General features: G+C 61.7%; 20 protein-coding genes and 1 tRNA gene. 14 read left to right on the top strand and 7 right to left on the bottom strand.

Going from position 1 to position 21,626, the window contains the following annotated elements:
• Positions 1–42 precede the first annotated feature (42 nt).
• Genes IB248_RS08085 through IB248_RS08075 form a run of 3 tightly spaced genes read left to right on the top strand, consistent with a single transcriptional unit; the run spans position 43 to position 3,759 of the window.
• Positions 43–957 (top strand): sugar ABC transporter permease, encoded by a 915-nt coding sequence (locus IB248_RS08085; protein WP_018855343.1) that lies wholly within the window; start codon positions 43–45, stop codon positions 955–957.
• A complete protein-coding gene (locus tag IB248_RS08080; protein ID WP_192240679.1) occupies positions 957–1,820 on the top strand; it encodes a carbohydrate ABC transporter permease in 864 nt (287 codons plus the stop codon). Before IB248_RS08085 ends, IB248_RS08080 begins: the two co-directional genes overlap by 1 nt.
• A 25-nt stretch (positions 1,821–1,845) precedes the next feature.
• Positions 1,846–3,759, top strand: coding sequence for a beta-L-arabinofuranosidase domain-containing protein (locus IB248_RS08075; RefSeq protein ID WP_192240678.1), 1,914 nt, complete (start codon positions 1,846–1,848; stop codon positions 3,757–3,759).
• A 27-nt stretch (positions 3,760–3,786) separates the two neighbouring features.
• On the opposite strand, the gene IB248_RS08070 is transcribed toward IB248_RS08075, so the two are convergent.
• Positions 3,787–4,524, bottom strand: coding sequence for a type 1 glutamine amidotransferase (locus IB248_RS08070; RefSeq protein WP_192240677.1), 738 nt, complete (start codon positions 4,522–4,524; stop codon positions 3,787–3,789).
• 119 nt (positions 4,525–4,643) lie between these two features.
• Between IB248_RS08070 and IB248_RS08065 the strand changes: the two genes are divergently transcribed.
• Positions 4,644–4,940 (top strand): SelT/SelW/SelH family protein, encoded by a 297-nt coding sequence (locus tag IB248_RS08065; protein ID WP_018855339.1) that lies wholly within the window; start codon positions 4,644–4,646, stop codon positions 4,938–4,940.
• A gap of 2 nt (positions 4,941–4,942) precedes the next feature.
• Here IB248_RS08065 and IB248_RS08060 read toward each other — a convergent pair whose 3' ends face one another.
• Complete coding sequence (locus IB248_RS08060; RefSeq protein ID WP_082728676.1) at positions 4,943–5,305, bottom strand: BA14K family protein; 363 nt, start codon at positions 5,303–5,305, stop codon at positions 4,943–4,945.
• Positions 5,306–5,548: 243 nt separating this feature from the next.
• Here IB248_RS08060 and IB248_RS08055 point away from each other — a divergent pair.
• A tRNA-Leu gene (locus IB248_RS08055) sits at positions 5,549–5,633 on the top strand.
• Positions 5,634–5,873: 240 nt separating this feature from the next.
• Here the strand turns inward: IB248_RS08055 and IB248_RS08050 are convergent.
• A complete protein-coding gene (locus IB248_RS08050) occupies positions 5,874–6,209 on the bottom strand; it encodes a hypothetical protein (RefSeq protein ID WP_026371533.1) in 336 nt (111 codons plus the stop codon).
• 348 nt (positions 6,210–6,557) lie between these two features.
• Here IB248_RS08050 and purU point away from each other — a divergent pair, with 348 nt between their 5' ends.
• From purU to IB248_RS08010, 8 genes are all read left to right on the top strand, one after another.
• Positions 6,558–7,442, top strand: a complete 885-nt coding sequence (purU, locus tag IB248_RS08045; protein WP_018855336.1) for a formyltetrahydrofolate deformylase — start codon at positions 6,558–6,560, stop codon at positions 7,440–7,442.
• A gap of 109 nt (positions 7,443–7,551) precedes the next feature.
• Positions 7,552–10,479, top strand: a complete 2,928-nt coding sequence (locus IB248_RS08040) for an aminotransferase (protein WP_018855335.1) — start codon at positions 7,552–7,554, stop codon at positions 10,477–10,479.
• Positions 10,480–11,000: 521 nt separating this feature from the next.
• On the top strand, positions 11,001–11,195 hold the full coding sequence (locus IB248_RS08035; protein ID WP_007529092.1) for a hypothetical protein: 195 nt from the start codon (positions 11,001–11,003) through the stop codon (positions 11,193–11,195).
• A gap of 117 nt (positions 11,196–11,312) precedes the next feature.
• Positions 11,313–12,338, top strand: coding sequence for a P1 family peptidase (locus IB248_RS08030; RefSeq protein ID WP_192240676.1), 1,026 nt, complete (start codon positions 11,313–11,315; stop codon positions 12,336–12,338).
• Positions 12,339–12,459: 121 nt separating this feature from the next.
• Positions 12,460–13,989, top strand: a complete 1,530-nt coding sequence (locus IB248_RS08025) for an ABC transporter substrate-binding protein (RefSeq protein ID WP_192240675.1) — start codon at positions 12,460–12,462, stop codon at positions 13,987–13,989.
• 47 nt (positions 13,990–14,036) lie between these two features.
• Complete coding sequence (locus IB248_RS08020; protein ID WP_018855332.1) at positions 14,037–14,984, top strand: ABC transporter permease; 948 nt, start codon at positions 14,037–14,039, stop codon at positions 14,982–14,984.
• 1 nt (position 14,985) lies between these two features.
• Positions 14,986–15,876 carry an ABC transporter permease gene (locus IB248_RS08015; RefSeq protein WP_192240674.1) on the top strand — a complete coding sequence of 297 codons (891 nt, stop codon included), beginning with the start codon at positions 14,986–14,988 and terminating at the stop codon, positions 15,874–15,876.
• Positions 15,877–15,883: 7 nt separating this feature from the next.
• Positions 15,884–17,275, top strand: a complete 1,392-nt coding sequence (locus IB248_RS08010; RefSeq protein WP_192240673.1) for an amidase — start codon at positions 15,884–15,886, stop codon at positions 17,273–17,275.
• Here the strand turns inward: IB248_RS08010 and IB248_RS08005 are convergent.
• From IB248_RS08005 to IB248_RS07995, 3 genes are all read right to left on the bottom strand, one after another.
• On the bottom strand, positions 17,268–18,125 hold the full coding sequence (locus IB248_RS08005; RefSeq protein ID WP_192240672.1) for an NlpC/P60 family protein: 858 nt from the start codon (positions 18,123–18,125) through the stop codon (positions 17,268–17,270). The two genes, IB248_RS08010 and IB248_RS08005, sit on opposite strands and share 8 nt — an antisense overlap.
• 10 nt (positions 18,126–18,135) lie before the next feature.
• Positions 18,136–18,486: a MarR family winged helix-turn-helix transcriptional regulator gene (locus IB248_RS08000; RefSeq protein ID WP_018855328.1), complete on the bottom strand. Its 351-nt coding sequence runs from the start codon at positions 18,484–18,486 to the stop codon at positions 18,136–18,138.
• Between the two features lie 115 nt (positions 18,487–18,601).
• The gene (locus IB248_RS07995; protein WP_192240671.1) at positions 18,602–19,990 is read right to left on the bottom strand and encodes a M17 family metallopeptidase; all 1,389 of its coding nucleotides are present in this window, start codon (positions 19,988–19,990) and stop codon (positions 18,602–18,604) included.
• A gap of 143 nt (positions 19,991–20,133) precedes the next feature.
• Between IB248_RS07995 and IB248_RS07990 the strand changes: the two genes are divergently transcribed.
• Positions 20,134–20,961, top strand: coding sequence for a tetratricopeptide repeat protein (locus IB248_RS07990; protein WP_192240712.1), 828 nt, complete (start codon positions 20,134–20,136; stop codon positions 20,959–20,961).
• A 2-nt stretch (positions 20,962–20,963) separates the two neighbouring features.
• Here the strand turns inward: IB248_RS07990 and IB248_RS07985 are convergent, their stop codons facing one another.
• The gene (locus IB248_RS07985; protein WP_192240670.1) at positions 20,964–21,596 is read right to left on the bottom strand and encodes a LysE family translocator; all 633 of its coding nucleotides are present in this window, start codon (positions 21,594–21,596) and stop codon (positions 20,964–20,966) included.
• Positions 21,597–21,626 lie beyond the last annotated feature (30 nt).

Genomic DNA, 21,626 nt, shown 5'->3' with positions numbered 1-21,626 from the left:
AGTCCTCCGGCCGATTTTACTAGGATGATGCGGAGTGTTTCGATGACCGTGACGGGTCGAAAGCAGACAGCATGCGTGCGCAGACGTGCCCCACGACCGGAATGGACGGGCCTCCTCTATATCGCTCCGGCGATGCTTCTGGTGATCATGTTCTTCGTGCTGCCGGTCGGATTTACCGCCTGGATGAGCCTTCACAACTGGCCGCTGATGGGCGCCCAGCGGTGGATCGGCTTCAACAACTACTTCCGCATGTTCAATGACGGCCGCTTCGTCGCGGCGCTGAACTTCACCGCCTACTATACGGTCATCGTGACGATCCTTATCTTCGCGGTCGCCTTTCCGCTTGCTCTTTTCGTCGAGCGGCAGCGGGCCTTCGTCAGCACCTATCGCACCGTCATCTTCCTGCCCGTCGTCGTCGGTCTGGCCTCTGCATCGCTGCTGTGGGTGTGGCTGGCCAATGTCGACAGTGGTTTCATCGGTCCGGCCTTGAAGGCGCTCGGACTTGTCGAGAAGAGCCCCAATCTGCTTGCCACCTTCGACAGCGCATTCCTGACGATCTGCGTCATGGTCGTGTGGAAGATAGCCGGCTTTACAATGATCATCCTGCTGACCGGGCTGCAGGCGATCCCGACCGATCTGACGGAGGCCGCCGTCGTCGATGGCGCCAATTGGTGGCAGCGCTTCCGCTTTCTGACGCTGCCGTTGATGCGCAGGACGATCGCACTCGCGCTGATCATCTCCGTGACCGGCTCGATCCTCGCCTTCGATCAGTTCTACATCATGACCTCAGGCGGGCCGCAAAACCGAATGATCTCTGTCGTCTACTATATCTTCAACCAGTCCTTCGTGTCCTTCAATCTCGGGTACGGCGCGGCGCTGTCGATTGCGCTTCTGGCCATTCTCGTGGTCATCAGTGTCGTGCAGCTTTGGCTGCTGCGTGTCGGGGAGGAGCGCTGATGAGCCTCGTCACCGGTCGCAAGCGAAGCCGTGAAATCCGTGGGCAGGCCGCCTATCACGGCACCGGCATAGCTATTGCCATCTTCTTTCTCGCTCCCTTTGTCATCACTCTGCTGGCCTCACTCCGGCATGGCACGGAGGCGCGGCTGCCACCGCTGCCGCCATGGCCGACGAACGGTATCAGCTTCGATTCCTATCGCTCGCTCGACAGTTTCGGTGCCGGCATCTGGCAGCACACACTCAATTCGCTCATCGTGTCGGTTGCGACCGTGGTGCTGACCGTGGTCATCAGCCTGCTCGCCGGTTACGGTTTCTCGCGCTATCGCTTTCCGATGAAGAATGTCTTCTTCATCCTGATCATCGCGACGCTGATGATCCCCTTCCAGTCGATCCTCACGCCACTCTTCATCATCCTCGCCAAGCTCGGGCTCAATAACTCGCTCTTCGGCCTGACGCTGGTCTACGTGACGCTGCAGCTGCCGTTTTCGGTGTTCATGATGCGCAACGCCTTTGACGCGGTGCCGAAGGAGATCGAGGAGGCCGCGCGTATCGACGGCGCCCATGACCTGAAGATGCTCGTGCTGGTTCTGCTGCCGCTTGTGCTGCCGGGCGTCGCGACCGTGGCGATCTTTGCCTTCCTCAATGCCTGGAACGAATTTCTGGCCGCGCTCGTGCTGCTCTCCAGCAACGAGAAATACACGCTGCCCGTCCTGATGATGGCGGTGCGCGCCGGCCGTCTCGGGGCGATCAACTGGGGCGCCGTGCAGGCAGGTGTCGCCGTCATGACGATCCCCTGCCTCATCGTTTTCCTGCTTCTGCAACGCTACTACATGCGCGGGCTGATGGCCGGCGCGGTGAAATGACTTCTGAAGAAAGATGGATCAAGCCATGAACAAGTTGAAAAGAGACCGCCAGTTTCGCCCGCTTCCCGTGCCGGATGTCGATGTGCACGGACTGTTCGGGGAGCGCCAGGACGCGATCTGCGACAGCACCGCTGAAACGCTGCTCGACCGTTGCGTCGCGGCGGGTATGCTGCAGGCGATCGACGTCACCAAGGCGAGCCCCGGCGTCGTGATCCCCATCGGTCCCTGGGGCGGCTCGACGCAGATGTTCTGGGATAGCGACCTCGGCAAATCGATCGAGACGGTGGCCTATTCGCTCTATCGCCGGGCCAATCCGGAGCTCGAAGCCCGGGTCGACGCCATCGTCGACATGTATGAGAAACTGCAGGACAAGGACGGCTATGTGAATGCCTGGTTCCAGCGGGTTCAGCCCGAGCGTCGCTGGACCAACCTGCGTGACCACCACGAACTCTATTGCGCCGGCCACTTGATGGAAGGCGCCGTCGCCTACTATCAGGCCACCGGCAAGCGCAAGCTGCTCGACATCATGTGCCGCTTTGCCGATTACATGATTACTGTCTTCGGTCATGGCCCGGGCAAGATTCCCGGCTATTGCGGCCACGAGGAAGTCGAGCTGGCACTGGTCAAGCTTGCCCGCGCGACCGGCGAGAAGAAGTATCTGGACCTTGCCAAGTTCTTCGTCGATGAGCGCGGAACCGAGCCGCACTTCTTCACCGACGAGGCGAACCGCGACGGCCGCAGTGCAGCGGACTTTCACCAGAAGACCTATGAGTACGGCCAAGCTCATCAGCCGGTTCGCGAGCAGAAAAAGGTCGTCGGCCACGCCGTTCGTGCCATGTACCTCTATTCCGGCATGGCCGACATCGCGACGGAATACAACGATGACAGCCTGACCGGCGCCCTAGAAACCTTGTGGGATGATCTGACGACCAAGCAGATGTATGTCACCGGCGGCATCGGGCCGGCGGCCGCCAATGAGGGCTTCACCGACTATTATGACCTGCCGAACGAAAGCGCCTATGCCGAGACCTGCGCTTCCGTCGGTCTGGTGTTCTGGGCAAACCGCATGCTCGGCCGCGGCCCGAACCGGCGCTATGCGGATATCATGGAGCAGGCACTCTACAACGGCGCGATGGCCGGGCTCTCGCTCGACGGCAAGACGTTCTTCTACGAGAACCCGCTGGAAAGTGCCGGCAAGCATCATCGCTGGGTCTGGCACCATTGCCCCTGCTGCCCGCCGAACATTGCCCGCCTGCTCGCCTCTATCGGTTCCTACATGTATGGCGTCGCGGATGACGAGATCGCCGTCCACCTCTATGGCGAAGGACGCGCGCGGTTCAAGATCGCGGATGCCAATGTCGAGATGACGCAAAAGACCCGCTATCCCTGGCACGGGGCCGTCCACTTCGACATCAAGACGAGCAAGCAGGCACGCTTTGCGGTTTCGCTGCGCATCCCGGAATGGGCAAAGGGGACGACACTTGCCGTCAACGGTGAGACAATCGATCTCGGCTCGGTCGAACTCGATGGTTACGCCCGCATCGAACGCGAATGGCGCGATGGCGACAAGATCGACCTGAACATTCCGCTCGAAGCACGCGCTCTCTGGGCAAACCCGCTGGTGCGCCAGGATGCCGGACGGACTGCCCTGATGCGTGGCCCGCTCGTCTATTGCGTCGAGGCGACGGATAACGGCGCAGGCCTGAACGGAATCAGGCTCGGCGAGGATATATCCGCGAAGACGGCTGAGATCGCCGAACTCGGTGGTGCGGTGGCTCTCGATATCGCTGTGACCAAGGATGAGTCGGATTGGGGTGCGACGCTCTATCGGACCGAGCCGCCGGCAGCCGGAACGGGTACGGCCCGCTTTGTGCCTTACCATCTGTGGGACAACCGCGCGCCCGGCGAAATGCTCGTCTGGATCCGCTCCGCCACCTAAGCCGGCTAGGGATGTCAGGTCGCCGGCTTAAACGCCGGCGACCATGGGCTGTGATCGGACTTCCGCTCGGATCATGCGGACCCAATTGCGGCCAATGGCAAGGCCGGTGGCATCTGATGCCGCGGCGTGCGCGGAGGCAAGCGCCGCGTAGCGTTCATGCCAGCCCGGCTCCATCTGTTCGATCGATTCCGCAAACTCGCCCTTCCAGCTATCGATGACAGATGCGCTGGCCTCGAAATGGAACTGAGTGCCGTAGGCCGCGTGCCCGATACGAAACGCCTGGTTCTGAGTAAGCTCGCTCACTGCAAGACGCGTCGCACCCTGCGGCAGTGTGAAGGTGTCGCTGTGCCACTGGAATGTCGTGAAATCCGCCTCGAGGTCGGAGAGCAACGGATCCGCGTGCCCATCCTCGGACTTGCTGACCGAGTGCCAGCCAAACTCCAGTCCGGCATTCAGCTGGTTCTCCGCACCGTAGGCGCGCGCCAGGATCTGCGCCCCAAGACAGATGCCGAGCACCGCCTTGTCGGCCTCGGCGAAGTCGCGCATGAGCTGTGCAAGTCCTGGCAGGTAGGGATAGTTCGCGTCGTCGATCGCATTCTGCTCGCCGCCGAGCACCACCAGGGCGTCATGATCGGCAATGCCTGCCGGTAGCTTGCCGTCGATCCAGGGGTAGAAGTGCTCGATCTCGGCCTTGGCTTCCGCCAGCGCCAGCCCCAGCGAGCCGAGCGGCGTGCTTTTCATGTTTTCGATGACGGCGACCCGCATCAGCATCTCCAGTACGATTTCTGGCTCCGAGAGGAACACCAAGCGCCCGGTGATTGCAATACGGATTGCGCCACGCCACGGCAGTTCTTAAATCGGAGTGACGAAAGGAAACCCCTGATATGAGCGACAAGAAAGCCCGCGTGACGATCCTCTACTGCACCCAATGCAACTGGCTGCTGCGCGCCGGCTGGATGGCGCAGGAACTTCTGCAGACCTTCACCGACAGTCTCGGCGAAGTGGCGCTCGTTCCCGGCACCGGCGGCAATTTCGAAATCCGGGTCGATGGCGACCTGATCTGGGAGCGCAAGCGCGATGGCGGCTTTCCCGGTCCGAAGGAGTTGAAGCAGCGCGTGCGCGACATCATCGAACCCGGCCGGGATCTCGGCCATGTCGATCGCACTTCGCTGGAAAGCTGAGCCTAGTCGTAAGGCGAATTGCAAGTCTTGTAGATACCCTCATAGGTCAGGAACCGATCAGTCTTCGGATTGTAGGTCCGGTACTGGTTACGGCACCAATCCACATGGAACTGTTGTCCCTGTGCCTTCGGCTGCACCGTGCGCACGGGCGGGGGATCGTAATAGAGCGGTCCGCGACCTCGCGCAGCCGGCCGATAGTAGGTCGGACCGGTGGCCGTCGGCGGCCGATAGTTCGGCTGCACATAGGACGGGCGGAACGATTGGACCGGCCCGAAAGTGAAGCAGCCGCGCGCGTCACACATCGTCGACCCAACACGGATGATGTCCGATGCGCCGGCGGCGGGCGGAGACACGCCGAGCGGCATCGCAAACGCCGTGTAGGGCAGCAGGGAGAAGAGCGCGATCAGGCAAAAATTACGAGAGCCGGCCATCAGACGATCCTTTCTGCTGTGTATATAGGACGCCTTTGCAGCAATCGCTATCGCGGCCGCCTCAGATTGCAACCGCGCTGGCGAAGAGTGGCATCAACGACTTTTTTGCTGCCTGTCAGGAAAACTTCAAAAACCCTGTTGACAGCAAGGGGCCGCCCCCGTACATGGCTCTCCGTCGCCCAGATGGCGGAATTGGTAGACGCGCAGGTTTCAGGTACCTGTGCCGCGAGGCGTGGAGGTTCGAGTCCTCTTCTGGGCACCATTTCCCTAAGAAATGCAAAGTGAAGGCCGATATAAGGTCTTCCCATTTCTTCCCCCAAAGACATTAGCAGCGCAGGTAAAGACGTCCGATCAGGCTGCTGATTGCGGTTGCGATCAGGACTTGGGCGCGCTGTCGCCAGCGAGCTGTCGTTCGGACAATGCTGGGCGTAAAATCCGGCCGCACGGGCTCCCGAACACTCATAATGCGCAGTAGGGGCGACCGCCTGGGCAGCCCAACGGGTCAGCGGACCGGCTGATAGTGTCCGCGCAGCGGCACCTGCGTGCCGACACTTTCCACGCCGTCACGATCGCAGACGTAGACGAGGGTTGGCAGCCCGCCGGTCCGGAAGATTTTGTCATATCCGCGGCGCAGCGGCCGTGTCTCCGTCCGGCAGCTATACTGTTCCTCGTCCTTTGGATCCGGCTGCGCCTTGACGCCCGGCAGGTTTGCATAGGGATAGATCGACTGGACCTGCGGCTCGCCGGCTCGCCGCCAATCCGCGGCAAAGCTCGCGCCGGGCGCCAAACTTGCGCCGGTTGCTGCCAAGGCTATCAACCACACTCTTGCGAACCGCATATCGCCGGATCCGTCGTATTACATCTCTATTGTCGATGTAGGCGCGGCGTCGGCTTCCATCAAGCGAGCGCTTCGCTCGGTTGGCCGTCATCTCGAAAACGTGACTTCGTCGAAGGGGCCGCGCAAGTGCGGCCCACGGCGGGGATACGCGTCTTGACGACGCAAGCGGAACGGAGTTTTGCACGCTCTGCCGTAAGTTGATCGCGACGGGGAGGCGCCAGGAACCTGAAAGCTTCTGATGGCGTCTCTTGCAAATAGTTGCACGAATGAAGGCGCGGTGCTCTATCCGTGACTTTCTCTTTGATCTAAGCAGCGGGCCGACAGGCGGCGCGAGAAGGACGGAAACAGATGACGAGCTATGTATTGACGGTGACGTGCAAGTCGACGCGCGGGATCGTGGCGGCGATCGCGAACTACCTGGCCGATCAGGGCTGCAACATCGTCGATTCGTCGCAGTTCGACGATCTCGATACCGGCAAGTTCTTCACCCGTGTCAGCTTCATTTCAGAAGAAGGCGTCGGTCTTGCGGCACTCAAGGAAGGCTTCAAGCCGGTCGCAGAGAAATTCGACATGGAAGCCGAAATCCATGATGGCGCCAGCCGCATGAAGGTGCTTTTGATGGTGTCGCGCTTCGGCCACTGTTTGAACGACTTGCTCTACCGCTGGAAGATCGGTGCGCTGCCGATCGATATCGTCGGCGTGGTCTCCAATCACTTCGATTATCAGAAGGTCGTGGTGAACCACGATATTCCGTTCCACCACATCAAGGTGACGAAGGAAAACAAGCCGCAGGCCGAGGCTCAGCTCCTTGATCTCGTGGACCAGACCGGCACCGAACTGATTGTGCTCGCCCGCTACATGCAGGTCCTTTCCGATGCCATGTGCCGCAAGATGTCCGGCAAGATCATTAATATCCATCACTCCTTCCTGCCGAGCTTTAAGGGCGCCAACCCCTACAAGCAGGCCTATGAGCGCGGCGTGAAGCTCATTGGCGCCACGGCGCATTATGTGACGGCCGATCTCGATGAGGGGCCAATCATCGAGCAGGATACCGCCCGCATCACCCACGCTCAGAGCGCCGACGATTACGTCTCCATCGGCCGCGACGTGGAGAGCCAGGTTCTGGCACGCGCCATCCATGCGCATATCCATCGCCGCGTCTTCCTGAACGGCAACCGCACGATCGTATTTCCCGCAAGTCCGGGCAGCTACGCATCGGAACGCATGGGCTGATCGCCGCGGCGGCTTTGCCGTCGATCGACCGCGATCTCCTCGCTTGCCGGTGGCAAGGATTCGATTATCTGCGTAGTCTGCGAAATCGAATCATGCCGCGGGGGATGCCATGACTGACGAGACGCTTGCCGATCGCGCGACGTTGCCACGCCCTGACGTGACCGCTGCGGAAGCCGGCGACATCCTTCAGTCGCGTTATGGCCTGTCAGGAGCGATCACCGAGCTCGGCAGCCAGCAGGATCGCAACTATCGCCTCGATACCGGCGAACGAAGCTACGTGCTCAAGATATGCCATGTGACCTATGAGACGGTGGAGCTCGAGGCGCAGAACGCAGCCATCCGCCACATCGGCACGAAAGAGGATGCGCCGCGCGTTCCTCACGTCATCCCATCGACGGACGGGCAGGACATCGTCGCTGTCACCGTGCGCGACCAGACCTTTCAGGTTCGACTGCTGGAGTATCTTGAAGGCGAGGGGCTGACGCACCGCAAGCACCTGCCGAAAGAGTCGGTGGCGGCACTGGGAGCTCTCTGCGCCCGCCTGGCGCAGTCGCTGGCCGACTTCACGCATCCTGGTCTCGACCGCAGCCTGCAATGGGACCTGCGCCGCGCCGGTCCGGTCGCGGTCCAGTTGTTGTCGGCGATCACCGACAGCGCCGCACGTGATCGCATCGCCAAGACGATGGTGTCAGCCGTGAGGCGAATCCAACCCCTGGCGCCGTCCTTGCGGCTACAGGCCGTGCACCATGACGTGACCGGCGACAACGTTGTCAGCCGTCGTGATGAGCGGGGCCATCTGGTCCCTGACGGCGTCATCGATTTCGGCGACATCATTCGCGGCTGGCTGATCGGCGATCTGGCGGTCACCTGCGCCTCGCTGCTACATCAGGCTGATGGCGATCCGCAGTACATTCTTCCTGCAGTGAAGGCATATCACGAGGTCTATCCGCTCACCGAGGAGGAGCTGCGCGCGCTCTGGCCGCTCGTCGTTGCCCGCGCGGTCATTCTGGTCGCCAGCAGCGAGCAGCAGATCTCGATCGATCCCGAGAACGACTATGTTCGCGGCAATCTCGAGCTCGAACGCCGCATATTCGATATGGCGGTATCCGTTCCATTCGAACTCATGGAAGTCGCGGTCCTGAAGGCGGTGGGCATCGAAACGGCCGCGGTTTCGATGGAGGACTGGCGTCCATTGTTGCCCGACATCGACCCGGCGACCATATCCTTCGTCGATCTCGGTGTCCAAAGCCCGCATTTCGCTGCGGGAAACTGGGCGCAGTCCGACATGGATTGGCGCCTGCTCGCGCGCGCGGCAGCCGAGACGGGCACTGCGGCCACGCGTTACGGCGAATACCGATTGTCGCGCTCGAAGCCTCGGAGCGCCACCCCATCCGCAACCTTCACGCTGCATTCCGACGTCTGTCTTGCGGGCGGCAGCACGGTTGCTGCTCCATTCGCGGGGAAGGTCATTCGGAAGGATCACCATTTCGTTCTGGCAGGCGAGGGTGTCAGCCTTCATCTCGACGGGATTGAGCCGTCGCTTGAAAACGAAGCCGAGGTCGAGCCCGGGCAACCGCTCGGGACCATATCCGGTGAGAGCGGATCTCTCGGCGGGCTGCGCGTACAACTCTCCACCTTGCCAGGCGTCGAACCGCCGCTGTTCTGCACTCCGCAGGAGGCCATGGCCTGGTCGGAACTATGTCCATCGCCGGCTGCCCTTCTGGGCGTTGGCGTCAATGCGCCGAAGCTGGCGTCGGCAGCGTTGTTCGCGCTCAGGCAGGCCCATCTCGCAAGGCCGCAGAAGAACTACTACGAAATACCGCCGCAAATGGAGCGCGGCTGGCAGGAGCATATGTTCGATGTCGAGGGCCGTGCCTATCTCGACATGCTGAACAACGTCACCATTCTGGGGCATGGCCACCCGCGCCTGGCGGAGGCGGTCAGCGAACAGTGGCTGCGGCTGAACACCAATTCACGCTTTCACTATGGCGCCATTGCGGAATTTTCCGAGCGCCTGACCTCCCTGGCGCCGGAAGGGCTGGATGCGGTGTTCCTCGTCAACAGCGGATCGGAAGCCAACGACCTCGCCCTGCGACTAGCTTGGGCGCACACGGGCGCCAAGCATATGCTCAGCCTTCTCGAAGCCTACCACGGCTGGTCGGTTGCGAGCGATGCGGTGTCCACCTCGATCGCCGACAATCCGGAGGCTTTGACGACGCGGCCCGACTGGGTGCACGCCGTCCTCTCGCCCAATACCTATCGTGGTGCGTTCCGCGGTTCGGAATCGACGATTGGTTACGTGGAGGCCGTCGTCGACGCCCTTGAAGCCGTCGATGCACGGGGCGAGGGGTTGGCCGGCTTCATCGCCGAGCCGGTCTACGGGAATGCCGGCGGAATATCGCTGCCGGACGGATACCTTGCCGCAGTCTACAGGCAGGTGCGGGCCCGCGGCGGCGTCTGCATCGCCGACGAAGTACAGGTGGGCTACGGTCGGCTTGGGCACCATTTCTGGGGCTTCGAGCAACAGGGCGTCGTCCCCGACATCATCACGGTAGCGAAAGGCATGGGCAATGGACATCCGCTCGGCGCTGTGATCACGACCAGGGCCATTGCCGATTCGCTGGAGAAGGAGGGTTATTTCTTCTCGTCCGCTGGCGGCAGTCCGGTCAGTTCCGTGGTGGGTATGACCGTCCTCGATATCATGGCCGATGAAGAACTGCAGGCGAATGCGCGCGATGTTGGCGATCATCTCAAGAGCCGTCTGGTCGCGCTGATCGACCGCTATCCGATCGTCGGCGCGGTGCACGGCATGGGACTTTACCTCGGGCTCGAACTCGTCCGCGACAGAACGACGCTGGAACCCGCGAGCGAAGAGACAGCGGCAATCTGCGGCCGCCTGCTCGATCTCGGGGTCTTGATGCAGCCGACCGGCGATCACCTCAATGTGTTGAAGATCAAGCCTCCCCTTTGCCTGACAGTGGAGAGCGCCGATTTCTTCGTCGACATGCTGGAAAAGGTGCTCTCCGAGGGGTGGTAGCCTGTTTTTTGCCCGCGTTAACCATTTCGGTCATTTCGAGGCTTTCCCGTTTTTTCATCAGATGCCCATTGCCGGAATCAGCGGGACTTCCTATCTCTGCGCCGTGATCGAAAGAGACCGTCGGACTGTCACGCGAATTGCACAAAGACTTGATAGAGTTCTTTCAGTCAATTCGATCTTAATGGAATGAAATTTTCCGAATGGTCGATATTTTGACACGTTTCGGAATATGTTTCTTGTAGGCTGCTAGCTATAGTCTACCAACAAAGTAGATTAATAGCGCGGCCGTCGCCGGTCTTGGAACACCAGGGCCTCAAACAAGCGCAACGCCAGAGAAAGGAACGAGACATGACTGACATCGACACTCTCGCCAATTTCCCTGGGCGATCTGTGCTTGGCAATGACCGTCCGGGCGCTCTCTCCCGCCCGAACTGTCGAATGTGACCTTCGTCCACCCTTAACGGAATCAGACAAGTCAATTCGCCATCGCCAGCGCATACCGCGCGGCAGGAGTTCTACGCATGAAAAAAGAAGTAATCGAATACGCAGGCGTTCCCGTCGGGATCGTCATCCCGGATGAGAACCGGTTGAAGTTCATCGCAGTGAAGTTTCACGTTCACGATCTGGACGAGCAGCATTTCAGCTCGCCGGCTGAGGTGAAGCTCGCGATCCATGATCTGATGACCCGCCGTCACCCGAAGCCTATCCATGCCTGAGGGCATGAAGCACGGCCCAACCAGCCCTGACAGATTTCAGACCGGTCTTGCCAAAGGTGAGGCCGGTCTTGTGTTTTGACCGCCATTGCGGTCCTATCGCGCTCTTGCTCAACAAGGGTGGCGCGCTTGCTCAATCTGATTACCGACATTGATGGCGTCTCGGTCGGAAACGCGACGGATCTGAGGCTCGGCTCAGGTGTGACCGCTATCGTCTTCGACGAACCGGCAACGGCCTCCGCTGTGGTTCTCGGAGGCGCTCCGGGCGGCCGTGACACGGCGCTTCTCGATCCGTCGATGATGGTCGGCGCAGTCGATGCCTTCGTGCTGTCAGGTGGCTCGGCCTTCGGCCTTGACGCGGCTGGCGGCGTTCAGGCGGGACTTCGGGAAGCCGGGCGAGGTTTTCCCGTCGGCGACCTGAAGGTGCCGATCGTTCCGCAGGCGATCCTGATGGACCTGCTGAACGGCGGTGACAAGGATTGGGGGCTGCAGTCTCCCTATCGCGACATGGGCTATCAAGCCTTCAAGACATCGGCGAAAGGGCCGTTTACCCTCGGTTCCGTCGGTGCGGGAGCCGGTGCCACAACCGCGACCGTCAAAGGTGGGCTCGGTTCGGCAAGTGGCGAGACCAGCACCGGCCTGCGGATTGGAGCGATCGTCGCCGTCAATGCGCTTGGCTCGGCGACAGTGGGCGAGGGGCCGCATTTCTGGTCGGCGCCGTTCGAGCAGGGCCGGGAGTTTGGCGGCCTCGGCTTGCCCGCGCCGATCTCACAAGCCGACATCCGCATGCGGCTAAAGGGCATGAACACGATAGCGACAACGATTGGCGCCATCGTTACCGACGCCGAATTGACCAAGCAGGAGGCGCACCGTCTCGCGATCATGGCCCATGACGGTTTCGCCCGCGCCCTGCTGCCGGCGCACCTGCCTTTCGACGGCGACACTGTCTTTGCTGCCTCGACGGGCAGGAGGCCCCGACCGGATTTGCCCGCCTTTTTCGAACTCTGCCATCTCGCCACGATGGTCATGGCACGCGCCATTGCGCGGGGAGTCTTTGAGGCCACCGCACTGCCAGTCGCTGGCGCCCAGCAGGCTTGGCGAGACCGCTACCCTGATCGCGCAAGTTCGTCTAAACAAGGCGCCTAAATCGACGGAGACCCCGAATGCAGATCCCGGCCTTAATTCGCGCCAGGCGGTGTGCGTTTTGGGAGTGACAAGTTGGCTCATAAAAGTCATCGCCACGGCGGCGGGCAGACAGGGGAATAAATTGATGAAGGTTTCGCGTGCGCCGTCGGCGCTGTTGGCTCGGCGATTTTATCTCGGTGCGGCGGTTTCAGTTGGCCTCGTGCTGCTGGGGCAGACCCCCGCGGAAGCCGCCAAGACCACGCTGACCCTTGGCATGACGGTGGAGCCAACCGGCCTTGATCCGACGATCGCAGCCCCTGTCGCGATCGGCCAGGTCACCTGGCAGAACGTTTTCGAAGGCCTTGTAACGATTGACGAGACCGGGAAGATCCAGCCACAGCTCGCCAAGAGCTGGGAGGTTTCCCCGGACGGTCTAACCTATACGTTCAAGCTGCAGAGCGGCGTCAAATTCCATGATGGCGAGGCTTTCGATTCCGCTGCAGCGAAATTTGCGCTCGATCGCGCGCGCGGTGCTGACTCGGTAAACCCGCAAAAGCGCTTCTTCGCCTCGATCACTTCCATAGAGACACCGGACCCGGAAACGCTCGTCCTGCATCTCTCGGCTCCAACAGGCAGTCTCCTCTACTGGCTCGGCTGGCCGGCCTCGGTGATGGTCGGCCCGAAGTCTGCCGCCGGGGATAAGACGACGCCCGTTGGCACCGGCCCGTTCAAGTTCGTGAATTGGGCAAAGGGCGACAAGGTCGAGCTCGCAAGGAACGCCGACTATTGGAGCAGGGACGCCGCGGCAAAGCTCGACAAGGTGACCTTCCGCTTCATCGCCGATCCGCAGGCCCAGGCCGCGGCCTTGAAGTCGGGCGATGTCGACGCCATTCCGGAATTCGCGGCGCCTGAGCTGATGAGTTCGTTTGACGGCGATGCGAAGCTTACGACCAAGATCGGCAATACCGAGCTGAAGGTTGTCGCCGGCATGAACAACGCGAAGAAGCCTTTCGACGACAAACGCGTCCGTCAGGCGTTGATGATGGCGATCGACCGGAAGACGGTCATTGACGGCGCCTGGTCGGGGCTAGGTACGGCGATCGGCAGCCACTACACGCCGAACGACCCCGGCTACGTCGATCTCACCGGCGCCCTGCCCTATGATCCCGAAAAGGCGAAGGCGCTGCTTGCCGAAGCCGGCTATCCTGATGGTTTCACCTTCACGATCAAGTCGCCGCAAATGGCTTATGCGCCACGTAGCGCGCAGGTCATGCAGGCGATGCTGGCTGAAATCGGCGTAACCATGAACATCGAACCGACGGAATTCCCGGCCAAGTGGGTGCAGGATGTCATGAAGGACCGCGCCTACGAAATGACGATCGTAGCGCACGCCGAACCGCTCGACATCGACATCTACGCCCGTGATCCGTACTACTTCAACTACAAGAATCCCGCGTTCAACGACCTGATGAAGAAGGTGCAGGAGACCTCGGATCCTGTAGCGCAAGCGAAGATCTTCGGCGACGCCCAGAAGATTCTGGCCGAGGATGTGCCGGCGCTCTATCTCTTCGTCATGCCCAAGCTGGGCGTCTGGGACAAGAAGCTGAAGGGTCTCTGGGAGAATGAACCCATTCCCTCGAACGTCCTTACGAACGTCTCCTGGGAAGACTGATTACGGGCTGATGATATGGTGAGGCGGCGGATCGTACCGGACGTGAAATGATAACGCTTCTGTCTCGTCGCCTTGTCGGTCTGATTGTCACGCTCGCTGTCGTCTCGCTGCTGATTTTTGCGGTGATGGATCTGCTGCCGGGCGATCAGGCCTCCATCATGCTGGGCACGTCAGCCGCACCGGAAACGCTCGCAAGCCTGCGTCACGAGCTTGGGCTCGATCAGCCGCTCCTGTGGCGCTATGGAGAATGGCTCGCTGGCGTATTCCGTGGAAACCTCGGCCAATCCTACACCTACGGTGTGCCGGTTGCCGGCCTGATTCTTGAGAGACTGGCGGTTACGCTTCCGCTGGCGCTGATGGCGATCATGCTTTCCGTCGCCATCGCGATCCCTCTCGGTGCCCTTGCGGCGGCGCATCGAGGCGGATTGCCTGACGCTGTCGCTTCGATATTTTCGCAGATGGGCATCGCCGTTCCGGGCTTCTGGGTGGCTCTACTGCTGATCATGCTGTTTTCGACGGCGCTCGGCTGGATGCCGGCCGGAGGTTTCCCGGGTTGGAACGCCGGCTTCCTGCCAGCCCTCAAAGCGCTTCTTATGCCCGCGGTGGCGCTCGCATTACCGCAAGCGGCGGTCCTGACACGCGTCACGCGTTCTGCCGTTCTGGAAACCCTGCATGAGGATTTCACGAGGACAGCCCTTGCCAAGGGATTGTCGAAGCGGCGCGTCCTGTGGCGGCACTCGGTGCCGAACGCCCTCGTTCCCGTTCTGACGATCCTTGGCCTGCAGTTCACCTTCCTGGTTGCTGGCGCGGTTTTGGTCGAGAATGTCTTCAACCTTCCGGGCCTCGGTCGCCTTGCCTATCAGGCGCTGTCGCAGCGCGACATCATCGTCATGCAGGATGTCGTCCTGCTCTTTGCTGGGCTCGTTATCGTCATGAACTTCATCGTCGATCTCTCCTACCTGGCGATCGACCCGCGCCTGCGGAAAGGCATTTGACATGGCGCCGATCGCCTCCAATCCAATAGGCCTCAAGCGCCGGCGATTTGACATTAGCCGGAGAATGAATTTGGTCGTCGGCGGCGGTGTCATCACCCTTCTTGTCGCCGTCGCGGTGCTGTCGCTGGTCTGGACGCCGCTGCCGCCAGCGAAGATGCAGATCATTCACAAGCTGCAGCCCCCTTTCGCGTTCGGCGTTCTCGGCACTGACCAATTCGGCCGAGATGTCCTCTCGATGCTGATGGTCGGCTGCTGGAATTCCCTTTCCATCGCCGTTGCCGCCGTGGCGATCGGCGGGACGCTCGGTTCGATCGCCGGTATCTTGGCCGCTGCCGTGCGGGGCGTGTTCGAAACGTTGCTGATGCGCGCCTGCGACGTCGTTTTCGCGCTGCCGCCGATTCTTTCGGCGATGATGCTGGGCGCCTTTCTCGGTCCGGGCCGGCTTACTGCGATCGTTGCCATTGCAACGTTCATGATTCCCGTCTTTGCCCGCGTCACGCTTGCCACGGCCTTCCAAGCCTGGAGCCGGGACTACGTGCTCGCTGCCCGCGCAATCGGAAACAGCCGCTTCGCGATCTCCGTCCGCCACGTGCTCCCGAACATCATGAGCCAGATCATTGTCCAAGTGACGATCCAGTTGGGCTTGGCCGTGCTGACGGAGGCCGGGCTCAGCTTCCTTGGCCTCGGGATCGCACCACCCGCCCCGACCTGGGGCCGTATGCTGGCCGACGCGCAAACCTACCTGCCGCTCGCGCCATGGCTGGCCATCCTGCCCGGCCTTTCCATCGCACTCTGCGTCTTCGGCTTCAACATGCTTGGCGATGGGCTGCGCGACATGCTCGACCCGCGCGAGACGAGTGCCGTCAGTGTTCGAAACCACAGGTCCGGATGAGAGTGCCATGTCCGAAACCGACTTGACGATCCACGAATTGAGGCGGCGCTTCGCCGATCGAAGCCTGTCTCCGCTTGAATATTGGCTGGCGCTGGAACGACACATTGAAGCGTGGGAGCCTGCCATCTGCGCGCTCTACGCCTATGACCCGGAGGCGGCGCGCAACCAGGCGCAAGCGTCAAGCGACCGATGGATGAGGGGAGCAACGCTTGGGCTCCTCGATGGCATCCCGGCGACGCTGAAGGAACTGATCGCTACCAAGGGGCAGCCGGTGCCGCTCGGGACCAAGGCGGTCGAACTGCAGCCTGCGACCGAGGATGCGCCGGCCGCGGCCAGGTTGCGCGAGGACGGCGCGGTGCTCTTTGCGAAGACGACCTGCCCCGATTACGGGATGCTTTCCTCGGGTCTTTCCAGCTTCCACCCCCTAAGCCGCAATCCTTGGGATACCACGCAGAATCCCGGAGGATCGAGCGCCGGGGCGTCCGCAGCGGCCGCTGCGGGCTATGGGCCCCTGCACATCGGTACCGACATCGGTGGTTCGGTGCGCTTGCCGGCAGGCTGGACAGGGATCTTCGGCTTCAAGCCGAGCCACGGTCGCATCCCGATCGATCCGTTCTATGTCGGCCGTTGCGCCGGACCGATGACACGTACCGTCGAAGACGCGGCCCACGCGATGGCGACGCTCTCGCGTCCGGACTGGCGCGATGGCACCAGCCTGCCTCCAGCGGATCTCGATTGGATGGATCTTGAGATCGATGTTCGCGGATTGAAGATTGGGCTGATGCTTGATGCCGGCTGTGGCCTCGCGGTCGAGGACGAGGTGCGGGCGGCCGTTGAGGCTGCCGGCCGACGTTTTGAGGAGGCCGGCGCGATTGTCATCCCTGTTCAGCCTGTTCTGACGCGGGAGATGCTGGACGGGTTGGATAGCTTCTGGCGTGCGCGCTTCTGGGGCGAAATCGAGAAGCTAAGCCGTGAGCGCAGAAACAGCATCCTCCCCTACATTTACGCCTGGGCCGAGGGCGGCGCTTCCGTAAGCGGCGTGGACGCCGTCAGGGGCTTCAATCAGACGATCGAGATTCGCAGGAGTTGCGGTAGACTGTTCACGAAGGTCGACGCCGTGATTTCGCCAACCAACCCTATCGTCTCCTATCCGGCCGAATGGGCTTCGCCGACAAACGATCCCGCGCGTCCCTTCGAGCACATCTGCTTCACGGTGCCGTGGAACTTGTCCGAGCAGCCCGCCGCCTCGATCAATTGCGGCTTTTCGCGATCAGGGATGCCGATCGGGCTGCAGATCGTCGGCCCCCGCTTCAATGACATGTTTGTCTTGAAGCTGTCGAAGGCTTTCGAAACGTGGACGGGCGGGATCAGGTCATGGCCGAAGCCGCCGGTCAGATGACCGGGCGGCGATAGCCTGTCGGTTGCTCGTAGAGCCAGCCGATGCGTTTGATGGCATCCTGGAGGTTTTCGCGACCCACGGTCATTGTATGGCCGTTGGCGTGGATGATCGTTTCCGGATCTTCCAGGATGGCAACGTGCCCCTTCCAGAAGACCAGATCGCCTCGGCGCAGGTCGGCCCGGTCGACCGGCTCGCCAAGGCCCGCCGCCTGCATGTCGGTGTCGCGCGGCACGCTTCGTCCCGTCATCAGCATCGAGAGCTGAACGAGGCCCGAACAGTCGATGCCAAGTCCGGAGCGACCACCCCAGAGGTAGGGGGTCTCAAGAAACCGGCTTGCGACGTCGACATAGTCGCCACCTTGAGCTTCGCCGATCGGCCGCACGTGCTTTGCGAAGATCGCCGTGCCGTCTTCCAGCATCACATAGTGGTTGCCGCGTGTTTCTGCCTCACCGACAATCCGGACGCGGCTGCCCATGGATAGGATGGATTGGTACGGTTTGCGCAGCTCCGCCTCTTGATAGAGGAAAGTCCGCTGGACCGTGACGACATGTGTCGGCGCAACAAGCTCGTCCGAAAGGGCGGTCGCCGGCAGATAGCCGACATAGTTGTCGCCGCTGGCCTTGACCCAGCACCATCCGTCGGCGCGATCGTAGACGGTGACCTCCTCTCCGAGGAGCAGTTCCGTATCGATTCCCTTGGCGAGATCGGGCACTGGCCGCAAACCGATGACCGGCACGGCTACCCGGGCCGGTGTGCCGGCAACGAAGCGCAGGGCTTCCACACGTCCTTCCAGCCCCGCCTCGGCGAGATCCGGTCGGTAGGCATGCAAGCGGCGATCAAGCATCGTCATTGTATCCCTTTCACGGCGTCAGGCGGCGACCTTGGTCGCGCACGAGATCGCCAAGCTTTTCCAGATAGAGCGCCCCTCCGACGGTACGCTTTATCACGACATTTCGCCGGTCGCGTTCGTCGCGCACACGGTCGACCAGACCCATTTCCCCCATCGTATCCAATGCCCGGGTGATGACAGGCTTGGTCACGTTGAGCGTCGCAGCTAGGCCGCGCACGGTATGCGGCGGCGGCACGAGATAGATATGCAGCAGGATCGCCATCTGGCGCAACGTCAAATCGCGATCATCGAGTCTGACCTGATCGAGCGTCACACCATGCCACAGGCCCAATGCCTGCGAAGCCGTCAGTGCGATCGGCATGGCTCCTCCGGAAACTCGTTACGCCCCGCGTTCCATTTTCCGGCACGTGGTCGCGCAACGCAATGGGGCGGCAAATCTGCCGCCCCAAAGGGTGAATAAAATTTTAACGATCGCGTTAACGCACACTTTGCCGGATGTGGTGATAGAGCGCACGAATGGCCTGCGCCTCGCCGCCGCCGGGGGAGTGCGGTCGTTCTGATGGCGCCCAGCCGTAGATATCGAAATGCGCCCAGCTCGTGGCGCTGGAGACGAAGCGCTTGAGGAACAGGGCGGCGGTGATTGCACCGGCCATGCCGCCCGCCGGCGCATTGGTGATGTCGGCAAACTTGGTGCGGATATCCTTTTCATAGCCGGCATAGAGCGGCAGTCGCCACAGGGGGTCGTCCGTCTCAAGGCTTGCTTCGGTCAAGTCCTGGGCGAGTTCGGCATCGTCGGTAAAGAAGGGCGGCAGGTCAGGACCGAGAGCCACGCGCGCCGCACCCGTCAGCGTCGCCATGTCGATCAGGAGGTCGGGAGCATCCTCGTCAGCGTAGGCAAGCGCATCTGCGAGGATCAACCGGCCTTCGGCATCGGTATTGTCGATCTGTACCGTCAGCCCCTTGCGGCTCCGGTAGATGTCGCCCGGGCGGAAGGCGTTGGAGGAGATCGAGTTTTCGACGACGGGAATGATAACCCTGAGATCGACCTTGAGCTTGGCGTCCATGATCATCAGCGCCAGCCCCATGACATTTGCCGCGCCGCCCATGTCCTTCTTCATCAGCAGCATCGAAGACGCTGGCTTGATGTCGAGACCGCCGGTGTCGAAGCAGACACCCTTGCCGACGAGCGTGATCTTGCGGTGACCCTTCTTGCCCCAGCGCATTTCGAGCAGGCGCGGCGCATCGGCGCTCGCGCGGCCGACCGTATGGACCAGAGGGAAGTTCTGCCGGAGATCGTCACCGCTGACGACATTGATTTCCGCCTTGTAATGGGCGGCAAGCCCGCGGAAGGCGGCTTCCAGTTCGTTCGGTCCCATGTCGTTAGTCGGCGTGTTGATCAGGTCGCGCGCCAGGAAGACGCCGGCAAGCTGTCGCTTGATATCCGCTCCGTCAGCATCGCGCGGGATCATCAGCGTTGGAGCGGACGCCTTCTCCGACCTGTACCGGTCGAAGCGATAGCTGCCGAGGCCGAAGCCAAGCGAGAGACGGTTGGCCGTCAGCGGTGCGGTTTCGATGTGCCAGTCGCCGGCCGGCAGCGTGCGCGCAAGCTTACCGGTAATGTAAGGTTGCTCGGACGGATTGGTGCCGAGCCCGAACAACGCGCCCCCGAGATGACCGTCCTCTGTCGGAATGAGCAGCAGTGAGCCGCTTTCGGCCTTATATCCCGCCTTCTTGGCCCAATCGAGCGCGATGGGATCGATCGTGCCGGTTTCAATATGCGCCGGGGTGACGGCAAAGATCGGCAGGGTCGAGCCGCCCTTGGTGTTGAACGGGGTCGGTCTCTCGATGAACTGATAGGGTGCCATGTGTTTCCTTCGAGGCAAGTCCGGGAATCGCGTCTTAACGGTATATTAGGGTTAACAGACTATTGCTGGAGTGAAGATTGCGTCAAAGCCTTTCCCTGTTCCGCTTTGAGGTCAGACGCCGATTCGGATCTCAGGGACACATGATGCCTGCTTCGGCCAATACTTCGCTCAAAACTCGGGTTTTTCAGGGCGCTGCGACCGCGCTCGTCGCGCTGGCACTCGCCGGCTGCACGACAACCAAGGATCGGATGACGACGGGATCGGTGCCGACCCTCGCCAAGCCGGTCGAAGCGATGAACGAAGCCGAGCTACGCAGCTCGTCCGAGCGTGTCGGACAGGCCTACGAAAAGAACCCGCGCGATGCCGTCAACGGCATGAACTATGCCAACCTCTTGCGTAGGCAGGGCCGCGACGCCCAGGCGCTGGCGGTCATGCAGCAGGTTGCCATTGCCAACCCAACCGATCGAACAGTGCTCGCGGCCTACGGAAAGGCCCAGGCTGCTGCCGGTCAACTACAGCAGGCGCTTGATACGATCGGTCGCGCTCAGACGCCGGATCGTCCGGACTGGAAGCTCACATCGGCGGAGGGCGCGATCCTCGATCAGCTCGGCCGCTCTGCCGAAGCGCGCCAGCGCTATCGCGAAGCGCTCGGCATCCAGCCAAACGAAGCATCGATCCTGTCGAACCTCGGTATGTCTTATGTGCTGACCGGTGACCTCCGAACGGCCGAGACCTATTTGCGTCAGGCCGCAGGCCAGCCCACCGCCGATAGTCGGGTCCGTCAGAATCTGGCGCTCGCCATTGGCCTTCAAGGCCGGTTCCCTGAAGCGGAAAAGATTGCGCGTGGCGAGCTTTCGCAAGAACAGGCCGACGCCAACGTCGCCTATCTGCGCTCGATGCTGTCACAGCAGAATTCCTGGCAAAAGCTTGCGGCCAAGGATAGCGGTAGCGGTCCCACCGCCACGAACTGACGCTAGCGGCCGGCTAGCCCCGAGGTGACAAGCTGCACGCCGAGGCCGGCCATGACCGTCCCTGCCAGGCGATCGATCCACGTCTTCGCAGCGAGGTAAAGCCGCCTCGGATGGCTGGCCGAGAATGCGAGCGCGACGATCGTGTACCAGCCGGCTTCGACGGCAAACACGCCGATCGGCAGCGAAAAAATCAGTCCAAGCGGAACCGTCTTCGGCAACAAGGCTGCGAAGATACCGGCGTAAACGACGATCGCCTTTGGGTTGCTGAGCTGTGTCAGCAGAGCGGTGATGAAGCTGCGGGCGAGTGAGCGATGGTCGCTTGCCGCGTCGCCGATATGGATCGGCTCGCCTGCGCCACGCCAGATCTTGAGGGCGATGTAGACGAGATAGGCGCCGCCCGCCACCTTCAGCGCCAGATAAAGCCACTCGAATTGCGCAAGCAGTGCCGTCAGCCCCGCCAGCGCTAACGCGCTGAAGGCAACGCCGCCAATGCCCATGCCGAGTGCTGCCGCAAGCCCGTCCAGACGTGAACGCGACATTGCAATGCGTGAAACGAGGACAAAGCTCGGACCGGGGCTCATCGCCCCTATCGAAAGGGCGGCAATGATACTCAGGAAGATGCTTACAGACGACATCGCGGGCTCCAGCTGACTCGGAAAACGCCC

It is taken from the genome of Rhizobium sp. RHZ01 (genome assembly GCF_014851595.1).
Classification (GTDB): domain Bacteria; phylum Pseudomonadota; class Alphaproteobacteria; order Rhizobiales; family Rhizobiaceae; genus Rhizobium; species Rhizobium altiplani.
This window is presented reverse-complemented; position numbering and strand designations above follow the sequence as displayed.

Coding starts and splice junctions, on each gene's coding strand:
- IB248_RS08085 (WP_018855343.1), top strand. CDS start 43: ATGACCGTGACGGGTCGAAAGCAGACAGCATGCGTGCGCAGACGTGCC.
- IB248_RS08080 (WP_192240679.1), top strand. CDS start 957: ATGAGCCTCGTCACCGGTCGCAAGCGAAGCCGTGAAATCCGTGGGCAG.
- IB248_RS08075 (WP_192240678.1), top strand. CDS start 1,846: ATGAACAAGTTGAAAAGAGACCGCCAGTTTCGCCCGCTTCCCGTGCCG.
- IB248_RS08070 (WP_192240677.1), bottom strand. CDS start 4,524: ATGCGGGTCGCCGTCATCGAAAACATGAAAAGCACGCCGCTCGGCTCG.
- IB248_RS08065 (WP_018855339.1), top strand. CDS start 4,644: ATGAGCGACAAGAAAGCCCGCGTGACGATCCTCTACTGCACCCAATGC.
- IB248_RS08060 (WP_082728676.1), bottom strand. CDS start 5,305: ATGCCGCTCGGCGTGTCTCCGCCCGCCGCCGGCGCATCGGACATCATC.
- IB248_RS08050 (WP_026371533.1), bottom strand. CDS start 6,209: ATGCGGTTCGCAAGAGTGTGGTTGATAGCCTTGGCAGCAACCGGCGCA.
- purU (WP_018855336.1), top strand. CDS start 6,558: ATGACGAGCTATGTATTGACGGTGACGTGCAAGTCGACGCGCGGGATC.
- IB248_RS08040 (WP_018855335.1), top strand. CDS start 7,552: ATGACTGACGAGACGCTTGCCGATCGCGCGACGTTGCCACGCCCTGAC.
- IB248_RS08035 (WP_007529092.1), top strand. CDS start 11,001: ATGAAAAAAGAAGTAATCGAATACGCAGGCGTTCCCGTCGGGATCGTC.
- IB248_RS08020 (WP_018855332.1), top strand. CDS start 14,037: ATGATAACGCTTCTGTCTCGTCGCCTTGTCGGTCTGATTGTCACGCTC.
- IB248_RS08015 (WP_192240674.1), top strand. CDS start 14,986: ATGGCGCCGATCGCCTCCAATCCAATAGGCCTCAAGCGCCGGCGATTT.
- IB248_RS08010 (WP_192240673.1), top strand. CDS start 15,884: ATGTCCGAAACCGACTTGACGATCCACGAATTGAGGCGGCGCTTCGCC.
- IB248_RS08005 (WP_192240672.1), bottom strand. CDS start 18,125: ATGACGATGCTTGATCGCCGCTTGCATGCCTACCGACCGGATCTCGCC.
- IB248_RS08000 (WP_018855328.1), bottom strand. CDS start 18,486: ATGCCGATCGCACTGACGGCTTCGCAGGCATTGGGCCTGTGGCATGGT.
- IB248_RS07995 (WP_192240671.1), bottom strand. CDS start 19,990: ATGGCACCCTATCAGTTCATCGAGAGACCGACCCCGTTCAACACCAAG.
- IB248_RS07990 (WP_192240712.1), top strand. CDS start 20,134: ATGCCTGCTTCGGCCAATACTTCGCTCAAAACTCGGGTTTTTCAGGGC.
- IB248_RS07985 (WP_192240670.1), bottom strand. CDS start 21,596: ATGTCGTCTGTAAGCATCTTCCTGAGTATCATTGCCGCCCTTTCGATA.